This window comes from Curvibacter fontanus (assembly GCF_054780335.1).
In genome coordinates this window covers 1-14,066 of record NZ_BAAGWN010000045.1, presented here as the reverse complement: position 1 = coordinate 14,066, position 14,066 = coordinate 1, and the positions used below count along the sequence as shown (strand labels likewise).

11 protein-coding genes and 1 pseudogene are annotated in these 14,066 nt (G+C 65.4%); 4 read left to right on the top strand and 8 right to left on the bottom strand.

Annotation, left to right across the window (positions count from 1 at the left end):
* Genes ACYVH8_RS15710 through ACYVH8_RS15700 form a run of 3 tightly spaced genes read right to left on the bottom strand, consistent with a single transcriptional unit; the run spans position 1 to position 3,992 of the window.
* Positions 1 to 2,157 carry an O-antigen ligase family protein gene (locus ACYVH8_RS15710; RefSeq protein WP_460489749.1) on the bottom strand — a complete coding sequence of 719 codons (2,157 nt, stop codon included), beginning with the start codon at positions 2,155 to 2,157 and terminating at the stop codon, positions 1 to 3.
* Positions 2,154 to 3,029, bottom strand: coding sequence for a YbgC/FadM family acyl-CoA thioesterase (locus ACYVH8_RS15705; protein WP_460489748.1), 876 nt, complete (start codon positions 3,027 to 3,029; stop codon positions 2,154 to 2,156). Before ACYVH8_RS15705 ends, ACYVH8_RS15710 begins: the two co-directional genes overlap by 4 nt.
* A 3-nt stretch (positions 3,030 to 3,032) precedes the next feature.
* Positions 3,033 to 3,992, bottom strand: a complete 960-nt coding sequence (locus tag ACYVH8_RS15700; protein WP_460489747.1) for an alpha/beta hydrolase — start codon at positions 3,990 to 3,992, stop codon at positions 3,033 to 3,035.
* A 59-nt stretch (positions 3,993 to 4,051) separates the two neighbouring features.
* Here ACYVH8_RS15700 and ACYVH8_RS15695 point away from each other — a divergent pair, with 59 nt between their 5' ends.
* On the top strand, positions 4,052 to 5,188 hold the full coding sequence (locus tag ACYVH8_RS15695) for an iron-containing alcohol dehydrogenase (protein ID WP_460489746.1): 1,137 nt from the start codon (positions 4,052 to 4,054) through the stop codon (positions 5,186 to 5,188).
* Positions 5,189 to 5,206: 18 nt separating this feature from the next.
* Here the strand turns inward: ACYVH8_RS15695 and ACYVH8_RS15690 are convergent, their stop codons facing one another.
* From ACYVH8_RS15690 to ACYVH8_RS15675, 4 genes are all read right to left on the bottom strand, one after another.
* On the bottom strand, positions 5,207 to 5,368 hold the full coding sequence (locus ACYVH8_RS15690; protein WP_460489745.1) for a DUF3012 domain-containing protein: 162 nt from the start codon (positions 5,366 to 5,368) through the stop codon (positions 5,207 to 5,209).
* Between the two features lie 23 nt (positions 5,369 to 5,391).
* Entirely contained in the window at positions 5,392 to 6,486 is a 1,095-nt protein-coding gene (locus tag ACYVH8_RS15685; RefSeq protein WP_460489744.1) for a phospholipase, read from the bottom strand.
* A gap of 26 nt (positions 6,487 to 6,512) precedes the next feature.
* A complete protein-coding gene (locus tag ACYVH8_RS15680) occupies positions 6,513 to 7,319 on the bottom strand; it encodes an HDOD domain-containing protein (RefSeq protein ID WP_460489743.1) in 807 nt (268 codons plus the stop codon).
* A 121-nt stretch (positions 7,320 to 7,440) separates the two neighbouring features.
* A complete protein-coding gene (locus ACYVH8_RS15675; RefSeq protein ID WP_460489742.1) occupies positions 7,441 to 9,792 on the bottom strand; it encodes a Tex family protein in 2,352 nt (783 codons plus the stop codon).
* A 262-nt stretch (positions 9,793 to 10,054) separates the two neighbouring features.
* Here ACYVH8_RS15675 and ACYVH8_RS15670 point away from each other — a divergent pair, with 262 nt between their 5' ends.
* Positions 10,055 to 10,804: an N-acyl amino acid synthase FeeM domain-containing protein gene (locus tag ACYVH8_RS15670; RefSeq protein ID WP_460489741.1), complete on the top strand. Its 750-nt coding sequence runs from the start codon at positions 10,055 to 10,057 to the stop codon at positions 10,802 to 10,804.
* Positions 10,805 to 11,459: 655 nt separating this feature from the next.
* Here ACYVH8_RS15670 and ACYVH8_RS15665 read toward each other — a convergent pair.
* The gene (locus tag ACYVH8_RS15665) at positions 11,460 to 11,705 is read right to left on the bottom strand and encodes a hypothetical protein (RefSeq protein WP_460489846.1); all 246 of its coding nucleotides are present in this window, start codon (positions 11,703 to 11,705) and stop codon (positions 11,460 to 11,462) included.
* Between ACYVH8_RS15665 and ACYVH8_RS15660 the strand changes: the two are divergent.
* A pseudogene (locus tag ACYVH8_RS15660) lies at positions 11,589 to 12,086 on the top strand (7TM diverse intracellular signaling domain-containing protein); the annotation flags it as partial. The gene ACYVH8_RS15665 and the pseudogene ACYVH8_RS15660 sit on opposite strands and share 117 nt — an antisense overlap.
* A gap of 63 nt (positions 12,087 to 12,149) precedes the next feature.
* The gene (locus ACYVH8_RS15655) at positions 12,150 to 13,943 is read left to right on the top strand and encodes a putative bifunctional diguanylate cyclase/phosphodiesterase (protein ID WP_460489843.1); all 1,794 of its coding nucleotides are present in this window, start codon (positions 12,150 to 12,152) and stop codon (positions 13,941 to 13,943) included.
* Positions 13,944 to 14,066: the final 123 nt, after the last annotated feature.

Here is a 14,066-nt window from a genome sequence, read left to right as displayed (position 1 = left end):
TCAGCGCAGCTGACCGCGGTAGTCCGGCGGCACCATCTGGCGCACCTGGGGCCTCAGGGTCTCGGGGGTCGCTTCCCAGGCGGCCTGAAAGGCTTCCAGTGCCCGTTTGCGCTCTTTCAGATCCGGACCGGCATAGACCATGGCGGTCTTGAGCCAGCTGTCGATGCGGGTGTCCGGCCACAGTTCGCGTCGCAGGCGCTGCGACGCCAGGGCCAGGGCAAAGTCCTTGTGCCGCAAACCCAGCACATAGGCGTATTCGATCAGATCGGGTTCGACCTGGCCGGTGGTCAGGTGCTCGCGCAGCCGGGTCAAGGCCTGACTGTCCTGGCCACGGCGTAGCAGCAACATGATTTCGACCGAGCGCAGGCTGGGCGCATCCGGCCTGAGGGCCAGGGCGCGGTCGTAATAGGCCTGGGCCTGGTCCAGCTCACCCAGGTGGATGCTGGCCCGGGCCAGATTGGCCAGCAGGGCCACGACATAGGGGCGGGATTCCAGCACCGAAGCCCAGATCCAGCGTGCGTTCTCCCAGTCACCCCAGGCAGCGAGTTCGTCAGCCACCAGGGGTGTGATCTTGCGGTAGTGCGGATGCAGGGCCACGCCCTCGCGCACCAGGCGCAATATTTCCTGGCGTGTGGTCTTCCAGCGCGGATCGTCCGGGGCGCCGGTCGAGGAGATCGCGTAGGCCAGCTGCGCGGCACGTACCAGGCGGGTTTCCGCGGCCACGGCCAGCACGCTGAGTCCCAACGCCAGCAGCAGTGCCCCGGTCAGGGCCAGCAGCGACAGGCGCAACCCCAGTGGGCGGGGCAAGACCGCGGCAGCGGTATCGGGCCACAGGCGCCGGTCGGAGGCCGCCAGCGCGCCCAGGCTCAGCGCAAACAGGGCGCCTGCGCCCGCCAGTCGCCAGGGAAAGCCTGCGCCGCTGACGATGAAGAGCCCCAGCAGGCTGGCCAGCAGCATGGCGCGCCAGGGCCATTCCTGCGGATCGGCTGCCTCTGCGGTCTTTTCCTGCCAGGTCCGGCGCGCGGCGCGCAAGAGGTAGAAGCCCAGCGCCAGGGAGAAGACCCAGCCGGCGGCGCCGTACTCGGCCAACAGCTGCAGGTATTCGTTGTGCACGTAGTAATCGGTTTCCAGTTGGGCACCGGCCGCCTGGTACAGGGGAATTTCCACCTCCCAGGCGCCGGCACCAACGCCCGTCAGCGGACGATCGGCGATCAGGCGCAGCGTGGCCTGCCACATCTGCAGGCGCACGCTGGGCGAGCCTGTGCTGTATTCGGCGGTCACGGCCAGGGACTGGCCCCGGACAAAGGCGCGTTCCAGCGCCGTTAGCCCCAGGCCCTCGCTGGCGAGATAGGGGTTGCCGGTCGGCAGGCTGCCCAGCCCGAGCAGCGTGCCCAGAACGATGGCGCCGGCCAGCATCCGGTCGGCGCGCGGCCAGCGTGCCAACGCCAGACGCCCGCGGTAGCGCCACAGGATGAAAACCAGCACGGGCGCCAGCACCAGCAGGGCCAGCAAAGCCGAACGCGTGCCCGTCAGCAGCAGGGCCAGCGCATTGAACGTGACGCTGAACACCCGCAGCGCGATCTGGGCCCTGCCCTGCGCCTGCGCCGCCAGCAGCACCGAGAACGGCAGGGTGCTGAGCACGTATTCAGCGTAGAAATTGCGGTTCAGGAAAGTCGAACCCGGTGGCGGCAGCTGCGGGAACCAGCGCAGATCGAGCCAGAACTGCAGCGCCACCCAGAGCGAAGCCAGCACCGCGCCCCAGTGGATGCCCGTGGCCAGCAGGGTCAGACGCTCCAGCGTCAGGGTGTTGAGACCCAGCCACAGCAGCAACGCAAAGATGAACCATCGCACCGCCTCCACCCCGGCCAGATAGGTGTGTGACCAGGCCATGCTGCCCAGGGCCCAGGCCAGCAGCAGGAGGGGCAGCCACAGCAGCGAATGCCAGCGCAGCGCTTGCGGCGTTCGCAAGTTGTGCCAGCACAGCAGCAGGGCCGCGCCCAGGGCGGCAAAGGCCACCAGGGCCGATTTCAAGGTGTCCTGCAGTACCAGCTCACTGGGGACCCCGAGGGCCGGCGCCAGCAGGAGCATGGCGGCCAGCACGAGGACCACACCATCGGCGCCGGCAGGCCAGCGCAGGCTGGCTGACCAGCGGCTCATGTCAGCTCCCGATGCATCTCCAGATGGGGGATGCCGGCTTCCTCGAAGGGCTCACCCTGCCCTTCGAAGCCCAGCTGGCGGTAGAAACCCTCGGCGCTGCGCTGGGCGTGCAGGACCACGCGGTGGTCGCCGCGCTGGCGGGCCGCGTCCATCAGCGCGCGCAGGATGTCCCGGCCCAGGCCGCTGCCACGCAGCACGCGGCTCACCGCCATGCGGCCGATCCTGGCGACCTTCGGCCCGTGCTGCAGCAGGCGGCCCGTGGCCACCGGCATGCCCAGCCGGTTGCAGGCCACCGCATGCAGGGCGGTGGCATCGTCCTCGTCCCATTCCAGTTCCAGCGGGATCTGCTGCTCCTGCACAAAGACCTCGGTGCGCACCCGGCGGGCCGTTTCGCCCAGCTGGGCCCAGGCGCCCAGGCGGATGGCCACCATGGCCTCCCCCGCCTCGAACCCCATCAGGGTGTCGCGCAAAGCCTGCGGCACCGGCTTCGATGTCTGTGTGGCCGGGTTCGCATAGACGTAGACCAGTTCCTCTTCGACCAGCAACTGTTCGCCGCGGAACACGCCGCCACGGAACTGGATGGAGGAGTTGCCGATGCGTTCGCATCTCAGGCCGATGGCCAGCTGGTCGTCGTAACGCGCCGAGGCGTGGTATTCGAGGCTGGCTTTTTTCACGTAAAGATCGCCGCCCAGATGTTCCATGGCCGCCTCGTATGGCAGGGCCAGGGCGCGCCAGTAGTCGCTGATGGCCGTGTCAAAGTACATCAGGTAATGCGCGTTGAAGACGATCTTCTGCATGTCCACCTCGGCCCAGCGCACGCGCAGGGGGTGGAAAAAACGGAAGTTGGCGCGGGTCGTGGTGTGCTGGGTCATGGATCAGGGTGTGCCAAAAGCGTGTTTCAGGGCGCGGGCGGCGTCGGCATGGGCCTGCAGGGCTTGGGGAATAGCGCGGCCCATCTTGATGAACTCGTGGACCATGCCGCGGTAGATCTCCAGATCGACGGCCACGCCGGCAGCGCGCAGCTTGTCGGCATACATCAGTCCCTCGTCCACCAGCGGGTCGCATTCGGCCAGGCCGATCCAGGCCGGCGCCACGCCGTCCACGTCGGGCGCCAGCAGCGGCGCGAAACGCCAGTCGTCGCGGTCGGCCGGGGTGTTGATGTAATGGTTGAAGAAATACGTGATGTGCGTTTCCTCGATCACGAAACCTTCGGCAAAGGTGGTGTGCGAGGGCGTGTCCTGGTGTGCGGCGCAGCCCGGGTAGAACAGCAGTTGCAGGGCCAGCGGCAGGCTGGCGTCGCGCGCCTTGATGGCACAGACGGCGGCCAGGGTGCCGCCGGCGCTGTCGCCGCCCACGGCGATGCGGCTGCCGTCCAGGCCCAGGGCCCCGGCCCGCTTGGCCAGCCAGTGCAGAGCATCCCAGGCGTCGTTGGTGGCCGTGGGGAATTTATGCTCGGGCGCCAGCCGGTAATCGACCGAAACCACGGCGCACCGGGCCAGATGGGCGAGCTGGCGGCACAGGCTGTCATGCGTGGCCACGCTGCCGATGGTGAAGCCGCCGCCGTGAAAGTACACCAGCACGGGCAGCAGCTCCTGCGTCGGCGCATAAAGCCGGGCCGGCAGGCCCTGCCCGTCCCGGGACGGAATCTGCAGATCCTGCACGCGCGCCAGCTTGTGGGGCGGGACGTCCAGCATGCCCGAGCCCACCTCATAGACCTGGCGGGCCTGCTGCGGCGTCAGCGCGTGCAGCGGGAGTTGCCGGGTGCGCGCCATGCGGTCCAGGACGTTGCGCATGGCCGGTGTCAGCAGGGTGCGCGGGTTGCGTTGGTGACTCATCCGGGGTGAATTGCTTGCTAAAGTGGCTGCCAAATCGTACACCGCGGAGACAGCGCACCATGGCCCTCATCTACTACGTCACCCAGATCCAGTTCGATTTCGGCGCGATCAAGCTGCTCAAGGCCGAGTGCGAACGCAACGGCATCAGCCGCCCCCTCATCGTGACCGATGCCGGCGTCAAGGCCGCAGGCCTGCTGCAGAAGGCGCTGGACGCCCTGCCCGGCCTGCCCGTGGCCGTGTTCGACCAGACCCCGTCCAATCCCACCGAGGCTGCGGTGCGCGCCGCTGCCGCCCTCTACAAGGCGCAGCGGTGTGACGGCCTGATCGCCGTGGGTGGCGGCAGCGCCATCGACTGCGCCAAGGGCGTGGCCATCGCCGCCACACACGAAGGCCCGCTCAAGACCTACGCCACCATCGAAGGCGGCTCCACCAGGATCACGGAGCGCGTGGCCCCGCTGATCGCCGTGCCCACCACGGCCGGCACGGGCAGCGAGGTGGCGCGCGGCGCCATCCTCATCGTGGACGACCACCGCAAGCTGGGTTTCCACTCCTGGCACCTGGTGCCCAGGACGGCCATCTGCGACCCCGAGCTCACCCTGGGCCTGCCGCCCAAGCTCACGGCCGCCACCGGCATGGACGCCATCGCGCACTGCATGGAGACCTTCATGGCGCCCGCCTTCAATCCGCCGGCCGACGGCATCGCCCTGGACGGTCTGCAGCGCGCCTGGGCCCATATCGAGCGCGCCACCCGGGACGGTAGCGACCGCGAGGCACGCCTGAACCTCATGAGCGCCTCCATGCAGGGGGCCATGGCCTTCCAGAAAGGCCTGGGCTGCGTGCACTCCCTGAGCCACAGCCTGGGCGGCGTGGACCCGCGTTTGCACCACGGCACGCTCAACGCCATGTTCCTGCCGGCCGTCGTCAACTTCAATGCGGGTGCCGAGTCGATCCAGAAGGAAAGCCGTCTGTTGCGCATGGCCCAGGCCATGAACCTGGACACGGCGGGAGATATCGCCTTGGCCATTCGGGACATGAACGCCCGTCTGGGCCTGCCCACGGGCCTGCGCGCCATGGGCGTGAGCGAAAACCAGTTCGGGCAGATCGTCACCGGCGCCCTGGCCGACCATTGCCACAAGACCAACCCGCGCATCGCCAGCGCAGAGGATTACCTCACCCTGCTTGAACAGGCGATGTGAGGCGCTCGGTCTGTTGGCTTACTTGAACAGGCAGTGCTTGGCGTAGTCGGTGGCCTCGTTGGCCGTCCAGTCGCCCTTCGGTTTGTCCTTCATGCCGTCGCACCAGGCCTGACTGCCGATCTCGGGTGAGCAGGCCGTCAGCAGCATCAGGGTGGTCAGGGCAATGATCGTCTTGTACATGGGGCGTCCTCGGGTTGGTACGTTCACAGGGCTTGCAGCCGCGCCGGGTCCGGCCGTTCCAGCCAGGCCTGGAATTCCTCGGCCAGCTGCCGGCTCATCTGCACGGCCCGGCTCCAGGCCTGCACGCGGCCGGCCAGGTCATTGCCGTAGTGCGTGAAGTCCTTGCGGTCGGGCAGCTTGCCGTTGGGCAAGGTCTTGATCCACTCCGGGTGGGGCGCCAGCAGCAGCATATTGTCCAGAAAATGCGTGGCGCGGTGGCGCCACTTGAGCGCCTTGTCCAGCCAGCCCGGCACCACGGCACGCTGGAAATGCGGGTACAGCACCAGGCCGGGGCCCTGGGCGGCGGCGTAGTTCAGGTGCAGGTGGTAATCGGTGATGCCGCCGTCCCAGTAGGCGCCGGGCGGCGCGCCCGGGATGTCGTGCACGGCCTGCAGCACAAAGGGGATGGAGCAGCTGGCCTGCAGCACCGGGTAGAAATTGGCCTCGTCCAGCGCGAGCTGGCGCGTGCGGTAGTCGCCCGTGGCGAAGGGCAGCGCGGATTTGCCCAGCCCCGACGCATCGGGCGCCGAGAACACGGTGCGCTCCAGCCAGGCGCCCATGGCGCGACGCTGCACGCTGTTGCTCAGGAAGGCGCCCAGGTAACCCAGCGGCGTGCGCAGGCGGTGCTCGCGGCCCAGCATATGGCGGCCGCGCGAGGTGACGATGTGCAGCCGGTAGCGCGGGTGCCGCAAGACCTCATGCACCCGGCCGCCGTAGAAGCTGCGCAGATTGCGCCCGAACTCCTCGCTCACCAGCCGGGCCGGCGGCATCCTCTGGCCCGGGGACAGTTCATAGTGCTGATGGATGTAGTCGTGCTCCAGGCGCTCGAAGGCGGCCACGGGCTGGTCCAGGCAGGCCGTGGCCATGCGCCAGGCGCCGATGGAGGCTCCCACCAGGTCCACGGGCTGTTGCGACTGCGGCAGCCACTGCCCGAAGAGGTGCTGGTCCAGCGGCCCGAGGATCAGGCCCTTGGGGCCGCCGGCGGCCGCAGGGATGGTGCGGATGTGGCCGGGCAGCAGGCCGTGCTGGCGGATGTGCTCACGGGCCGCTGGCCCGGCGTACAGACTCAATGCTTGCATGCAGGGAAATCGGAAAAGAATGGCAATCAGGTATGCGCGGACCAGTCGAAGGGGTCCTGCTGCAACACCATGTCGATGTCGAGATGCAGCACTTCGCCCACCTCGCCCGGGAAGGACACGGCCAGGGCCCGTTCGTTGAGCTTGGCTTCCTTGGCGCGGGCGCGCCAGGTGGCCAGGTGGATCACGCCGGCCAGGGGCTCGTAGACATTGCCGGAAAACGGTGCGTACTGGTGTTCCAGCGCATCGGCGATGGGCTGGGGAAAGCGCCACTGGCGGGCATAGGCCCCGCCCACATGGGCATAGTTGTAGCCGAATTGCAGGTACTCGGCCTTGGCACGCTTGAGGTCCAGCGGACCGAGTTCCTTGTTGAGCGGGGCCATCTCCGCCGCCATGCCGGCGTGCATCACCAGTTCGCCGATGGCGTGGATCAGCCCGCAGGTGAAGGCCGCACCCTGGTTCTGCCGCGTCACACCGGCCAGGGAGCGGGCCAGCTTGGCCACATTGAGGCTGTAGGCCCAGAACTGCGGCAGGTTCACGCCCGGAATACCCTTGAGCGACGCGGACGAGGCGGCGTCGGACGCCATCTGACGGATGTGGGCCAGGTCCAGCAGGGCCAGGGCCTCGGCAGCGCTGTTGACCTTGCCCGAGAGCTTGAACAGCGGGGTGTTGGCCGTCTGCAGCACACGCGTGGTCAGGGCCGGGTCGGTGCTGATGAGCTGGGTGATGTTCTTGAGATCGGGCACCTCGCGATCGAGTTCGCTGAGCAGCAGCGCGATCACCTTGGGGATGCTGGGCAGCACGATGGGCGAAGCCAGCAGGGCAGTCAACTCCATGCGGGCGGTCTCCGGTGCTCGTTCGTGCTCATGCCGCCATTATGTCGCGCCGCGCCGTCTCTCGTCGAGAGGAAACCCCGAAACCGGTCGCTCGCGGACCGGTTTCACGGAACCGCCGTCCTCAGCGCTTGAGCTTGGCGAAGGCCGAGGCCATGGCCGATTGCGGCGCCGGGCCGTTGTCGCGGCGCGGCTGTTGCTGGCCCCGCCCTGCCCCCTCGTAGCGGTTCTCACGCGGGGCATCGCGCCGGGTCATTGTGGCGTCCAGCTTCATGGTCAGACCGATGCGCTTGCGCGCCACGTCCACTTCCAGCACCTTGACCTTGACGATGTCGCCGGTCTTGACCACCTCGCGGGCATCGTTGACGAACTTGTGGGCCAGCTGGCTCACATGGACCAGGCCGTCCTGGTGCACGCCCAGGTCCACAAAGGCGCCGAACTGGGCCACATTGCTGACCGTGCCCTCGAGCACCATGCCCTCGGTCAGGTCCTTAATGTCGTCCACGCCCTCGTTGAAACGCGCCACCTTGAAATCGGGGCGCGGGTCGCGGCCGGGTTTTTCCAGCTCACCCAGAATGTCCTTGACGGTGATGACACCGAAGGCTTCGTTGGCAAAGAGTTCGGGCCTGAGAGTCTTGAGCATCTCGGCACGGCCCATGAGTTCGGCCACGGGCTTGCCCGTCTTTTCCATGATTTTTTCGACCACCGGGTAGGTTTCGGGGTGCACGCCCGTCATGTCCAGCGGGTTGTCACCCCCACGGATGCGCAGGAAACCGGCGCTCTGCTCGAAGGTCTTGGCGCCCAGGCCGGTGACCTTGAGCAGGTCCTGCCGGCTGCGGAAGGCGCCATGGGCTTCACGCCAGCGCACCACGGCCTTGGCCACGGTGCCCGACAGGCCGGAGACGCGCGACAGCAGCGGCATGCTGGCCGTGTTCAGGTCCACACCCACCGAGTTCACGCAGTCTTCCACCACGGTGTCCAGGCTGCGCGCCAGCTCGCTCTGGTTCACGTCGTGCTGGTACTGCCCCACGCCGATCGACTTGGGATCGATCTTGACCAGTTCGGCCAGCGGGTCCTGCAGGCGGCGCGCGATGCTGGCCGCGCCGCGCAGGCTCACGTCCACGTCGGGCATTTCCTGGCTGGCGAATTCGCTGGCCGAATAGACCGAGGCGCCGGCCTCGCTGACCACGACCTTCTCTATTTGCTTGTCCACCTTAGCCGCCAGCTTGATCAGATCGGCGGCCAGCTTGTCGGTTTCGCGGCTGGCCGTGCCGTTGCCGATGGCGATCAGGTTCACGCCGTGTTTCTCGACCAGACGCGCCAAGGTATGCAGGGAGCCCTCCCAGTCGCGCTTGGGTTCGTGCGGGTAAACGGTAGCCGTGTCCACCAGCTTGCCGGTCGCGTCGACCACAGCGACCTTGACGCCGGTGCGGATGCCCGGGTCCAGGCCCATGACCACGCGCGGGCCGGCCGGCGCGGCCAGCAGCAGGTCGCGCAGGTTGTCGGCGAAGACCTTGATGGCCACCTTCTCGGCCTCCTCACGCAGTCGCGCGAAGAGGTCGCGCTCGGTCGAGAGGCTGAGCTTGACGCGCCAGGTCCAGGCCACGCATTTGCGGATCAGCTCGTCGCCGGGGCGGTTCCTGTGGCTCCAGCCCAGGTGCAGGGCGATCTTGCCCTCGGCGATCGAGGGCTGGGCCGGCCCGGGCTTGGCAAGAGAACCCGCCTCCGGCTCGGGCAGCACCAGCTTGGCGTCCAGGAACTCCAGCGCACGGCCGCGGAACACGGCCAGCGCGCGGTGCGAAGGCACGCGGCCGATGGGCTCGTCGTAGTCGAAATAGTCGCGGAACTTGGCCACGTCCACGTTGCTCTCGTCCCGGCCGCTGGCCAGCTTGCTCTGGAACAAACCTTCCTGCCAGAGCCACTGGCGCAGGGATTGCACCAGTGGCGCGTCCTCGGCCCAGCGTTCGGACAGCAGGTCGCGCACGCCGTCGAGCACGGCAGCCACGGTGGTGAAATCGTCGCCAGCCTCGGTCTTGTCCTTCAGGACGAAGGCCTGTGCCTCGGTAGCCGGGTCCAGCGTCGGATCGGCAAACAGCTTGTCGGCCAGCGGCTCCAGGCCCGCTTCACGGGCGATCTGGCCCTTGGTGCGGCGCTTCGGCTTATAGGGCAGGTAGAGGTCTTCCAGCTCCTGCTTGGTCGGCGCGGCCATGATGGCGGCCCGCAACTCGGGGCTGAGCTTGCCCTGCGCCGCTATGCTTTTGAGCACGGCGGTCCGGCGCTCTTCCAGCTCGCGCAGATAGGCCAGCCGGGTTTCCAGTTCACGCAGCTGGATGTCGTCCAGCCCCCCCGTGACTTCCTTGCGATAGCGGGCGATGAAGGGCACCGTGGCCCCCCCGTCCAGCAAGGCCACGGCGGCCTCGACCTGCTGTTCCCGAACCCGGATTTCCTGCGCGATCTGCGCGATGATTTTCTGCATGACGCTCTGACAATTGACCGGTCCCGAAGCCGGTCCATGGCTACAAAGTCAGCGAGTGTGCCATAGCCGCTGCAGACCTTGTCAGACAAATTCTGACATCAGGATCAGGCAAATTCCGACTCAATTTTTTAACAGCAAGGGCATAAAGTGAGGCATGTCCGTGGGGAAAGGAGCTGGACTCAGCCAGACGGGCAATAACCTTAGCCCGAGGCATCCACTTATGTCGACCAATTTTCTGGGAACTGAAGTCTCCGTTCGATCCATGACCATCCCGCCTGCCTATTTGGAACCCGAAGAGGATCAGGCCGTGCCGGCGAACGTGCAAAATCTGCCATTCACGGTGCGCCAGGTGACCAATACGGACGATCTGAAGAAGGTTGTCGAAGTACGTCAACGGGCCTATGCCCGGCATTTGCCCTTGGTCGCCGAGTCTCTCAAGACGCCCGAACGGGACGACACGGAAGATGGGGTGGTCTTGCTGATCGCTGAATCCAAAGTGGATGGATCTGCATTGGGGACGGTGCGTATCCAGACGAATCGGATCAATCCCTTGAATTTGGAGCAATTTGTCGCTTTGCCCGATGGGCTACGCAACAAGACAATTGCGGAAGTTCGGCGCCTGGGGGTGGCCCAGGGCCTGCCCGGCCGTCTGGTCCGGATGTTGCTTCTGAAGGCGGTGTACCAGTACTGCGCACACAATCACATAGACTGGATCCTTGTGGGTGCCAGGCCGCCACTAGACCGCATGTACGAACAACTCACCCTTGCAGACGTGCTTCCGGGCAAGACCTTTCTGCCGAAGCAGAACAACATCCCGCACCGCGTATTGGGACTCGAGATCCGGGCCTTTCATGATCGACTGGTCGCAAGCAACAATCCGCTTCTGGAATTCTTCTTCTACACGCAGCATCCCGACATCCAGCGCAGTTGCCTGGAGCCGCTTAGCGGGAGTGGCGATGGGGAAAAGTTCAACACGACTTTCGCACAACATTCGGCAGGTGCGGGGGGCTAATTTTCTTGAAAACATAGCCAAACGCGTCGAGATCGCGCTATCCTAACGCCCGGAATCCATCGATTGATGATGTGGACTTCCGGGCCAGTCCGTTCCTGGCGTTGGAATGGAACAATAAACAAGGGAACCGATCTTGACAGCACTGTCACAAGGGCTGCTATCCATAGCCAACGCAATTTCCCGGGGCTTGGACCGTCTATCCAACGCCATCGCGTTCTATGTGGTTCCTCTTGCGATTGCCTTGGTGTCGTTTGCCGCGCTTTTCATTTGGCAAGATCTCTACCGCAGTGAATCCGAGGTCCAGCTTGAGCTCCGCGTGCTTGAGCCAACAGGGTCCCAGTTGACAGTGGAAGAGGCCAGGAACCGTCTGGCCACAGCGCCAACGAGCAGTTTCTACAAAACGAACCTGTCCGAACTTCCGATCTGGTTCGGTTTTGAGATTCCGGACCGGGGTTCGAGCCCGCAGCCCCGGCTGATCGAATTCCCGTCCAAGCATGCGGTAGACATTCAATGCTGGGAGGGGCAAGGCCTCCGTCCTATTGGAGGCACAACGGGAGGCACAACGGGCCACAGCCCTGAGCAGACGATCTATCGCGCCATGGCGGGGCATGCGATGCCTATCCCGGCGTCCTTGCAGGACGTGATCTGCCGCGGTTCATTTGTCGGGCCCGCCAGATTGAGTGCGGAATTGTGGGATCGTGACAGGTTCGACATCGCAATTCGTGACTACCACCGCAAATCCGGCCTGATCGACGGCGGGATACTGGTTTTGGCCGTTTTCGTCCTGATCACCGCGATCCTGAATCGACAGCGTCTCTATCTGGTTTTCGCAGCGTGGCTGATCGTGACCGTACGGCTTAGCGCCACCGCGGGCGGCTGGGATCATCAGTGGCTGAACCATGCCGTGCCGCCTGACTGGTTGTCCCAAGGACGTTCATTTACCCGTGCGGCGTGGGCTTTGCTGACGGTGACTCTCTTCAAAGAGTTGTTCATGGAGGATCTTCGTAGATTACGTTATGCGCTTCCGATCACGATTCTCCAGTGGCTCTGCGTGATGCTTTTTGTGGCGGCCGTTTTCCTGCCCCGAAACATATTCCTGCCCACGATGTGGGTCTTGGGGGCCGTATGGGCGCCCTTCTTCGTTTATGTCCTGGCGCGGATTGTGATTGTGAATCGCAATCGGGTTGCCTTGCTTTATGCGGCTTCACTTGGCGTCACCATGATATCGACGCTGTTCGATATCTTTGCTGCATCCATGGGGGTCAAGGGACTGGATGAGTCTCTGAACACGGTGATTGTCACATTGGCTTCGGCGCTTCTGATTTCTTTGGCCATTGCTGAACAGATGCGACAGGAGCACCGCGCCCGCCTCGCGGCGCAAGCCCAGCTCCAGCACACCTACGACGCCATCCCCATCGGCATGTTCACACTGGACCTGCAGGGGCGTTTCACCAGCATCAACCCTGCCCTGCGCAAGATGCTGGGGCCGCGTGCCTTCAAGACCACGCACAACACCTGGCAGCAGTATTTCGGCGCCGACATCTGGAGCGCGCTGCTCGATCTGGCGCAGAACCGGCCGGACGGCGATATCGAGATCCGCAGCCAGATGGATGTGACCGGGTTCGAGGCGCCGCGGCGCTATCTGGTCAAGGCCGCCCTGGCCGGCGACAAGATCGAGGGCTCCCTGCAGGACGTGACCGACAAGTCCATCGCCGCCGAGGAACTGAACTTCCTGGCCGACAACGATGCGCTGACCAAAGTGCTGAACCGCCGCGGTGTCGAGAAGGCCTTCAACGAAGCGGCGGCCGCCATCGATGATGCGCGCCCCCTGGCCCTGGCCTACCTGGACCTCGACCGCTTCAAGCTGATCAACGATCTCTACGGCCACAACGCCGGCGACGAGGTGCTGCGGCAGGTCTGCCACCGCGTCAACAGCCTGCTGGCCGCACATATGCGCCTGGGCCGGGTCGGCGGCGACGAGTTCGTCATCCTGCTGCCTGACACCCGCATGCCGCTGGCCACGGTGATTTCCCGCGGCATCATCGACAGCATCGACGAAAAGCCCTTCCGCGTCGGCGAGAAGGCCTTTTATGTACGCGGCTCCATCGGCCTGATCGAGGTCAGCCCGGGCACGCAGTTCAAGGAGGTGCTCTCCACCTCCGATCGCGCCTGCCGCGAAGCCAAGACCGGCCAGTACCGTGGGCTGGTCGTGTACGAGCAGAACTCCCCGGCCTTCAAGGAGCACCAGGCCGAAATCCGGCTGATCGGCGAGATCTCCGCCAGCGACACCATCGCCGGCCTGTACCTGGAGATGCAGCCCATCATGTCGCTGTCCCGCCCGAACGATGCCTTGAATTTCGAGGTTCTGCTGCGCATGCGTGATGCGCAGGACCAGCAGGTGCCGGTCAGCCGCGTGATTGCGGCAGCCGAGGACAGCGGGCGCATGAGCACGATCGACCGCTGGGTGCTGACCACCACCATGGCCTGGCTGGATGAACACCGCAGCCGCCTGTTGCGCACGCAATTCGTCTGCATCAACCTCAGCGGCGCCTCGCTCAACGACGAGGAGTTCATGCAGGAAGTGTTCGACCTGCTGCGCCGTAGCAGCCATATCTCCAGTTTCCTGTGCATCGAGATCACGGAAAGCATTGCCCTGCACGACCTGAAGAACACACGCCGTTTCATCGACAAGGTGCGTGGCTACGGCGCCCGGGTGGCGCTCGATGATTTCGGCGCCGGCTACACCTCCTTCTCCTACCTCAAGGAGTTGCCGGCCGACCTGCTCAAGATCGACGGCAGCTTCGTGGTCAACATGAACCAGCACCCGGCCAATGTGTCCATCGTCGAAGCCATCGTCAACCTGGCGCGCAACCTGGGCATGAAGACCATCGCCGAATGGGCCGAGGATGCCGCCACGGTCCAGGCCCTGGCCGAGATCGGGGTGGACTATGTGCAGGGCTATGCCGTGGCCCGCCCCATGGCGCCCGAGAAGCTGCTCGAGGTGAACTCGGCGGCCGGTTTCATCAAGAACGTCGACCTGCTGCACTTCGTCGAGGTGCAGGAACGGCAGAACAATCCCTTGGCCCAGCTCGATCTGCTGATCGACAACGACAAGCAGTCGCCGCCCAAGATCCACTAGGGCGTGTTAACACTAATTGTGTCGAGAGTCATCGAATGCGAAACTGCAGGCATGGAGATCACACCCGAGCAATTCAAACGCATCGAACACTGCTTCCCCGTGCAGCGCGGCAACGTCAGCCTG

Excerpts from the sequence above, each read along its gene's own strand:
- ACYVH8_RS15710 (WP_460489749.1), bottom strand. The coding sequence starts at position 2,157 with ATGAGCCGCTGGTCAGCCAGCCTGCGCTGGCCTGCCGGCGCCGATGGT.
- ACYVH8_RS15705 (WP_460489748.1), bottom strand. The coding sequence starts at position 3,029 with ATGACCCAGCACACCACGACCCGCGCCAACTTCCGTTTTTTCCACCCC.
- ACYVH8_RS15700 (WP_460489747.1), bottom strand. The coding sequence starts at position 3,992 with ATGAGTCACCAACGCAACCCGCGCACCCTGCTGACACCGGCCATGCGC.
- ACYVH8_RS15695 (WP_460489746.1), top strand. The coding sequence starts at position 4,052 with ATGGCCCTCATCTACTACGTCACCCAGATCCAGTTCGATTTCGGCGCG.
- ACYVH8_RS15690 (WP_460489745.1), bottom strand. The coding sequence starts at position 5,368 with ATGTACAAGACGATCATTGCCCTGACCACCCTGATGCTGCTGACGGCC.
- ACYVH8_RS15685 (WP_460489744.1), bottom strand. The coding sequence starts at position 6,486 with ATGCAAGCATTGAGTCTGTACGCCGGGCCAGCGGCCCGTGAGCACATC.
- ACYVH8_RS15680 (WP_460489743.1), bottom strand. The coding sequence starts at position 7,319 with ATGGAGTTGACTGCCCTGCTGGCTTCGCCCATCGTGCTGCCCAGCATC.
- ACYVH8_RS15675 (WP_460489742.1), bottom strand. The coding sequence starts at position 9,792 with ATGCAGAAAATCATCGCGCAGATCGCGCAGGAAATCCGGGTTCGGGAA.
- ACYVH8_RS15670 (WP_460489741.1), top strand. The coding sequence starts at position 10,055 with ATGACCATCCCGCCTGCCTATTTGGAACCCGAAGAGGATCAGGCCGTG.
- ACYVH8_RS15665 (WP_460489846.1), bottom strand. The coding sequence starts at position 11,705 with ATGGTTCAGCCACTGATGATCCCAGCCGCCCGCGGTGGCGCTAAGCCG.
- ACYVH8_RS15655 (WP_460489843.1), top strand. The coding sequence starts at position 12,150 with ATGCGACAGGAGCACCGCGCCCGCCTCGCGGCGCAAGCCCAGCTCCAG.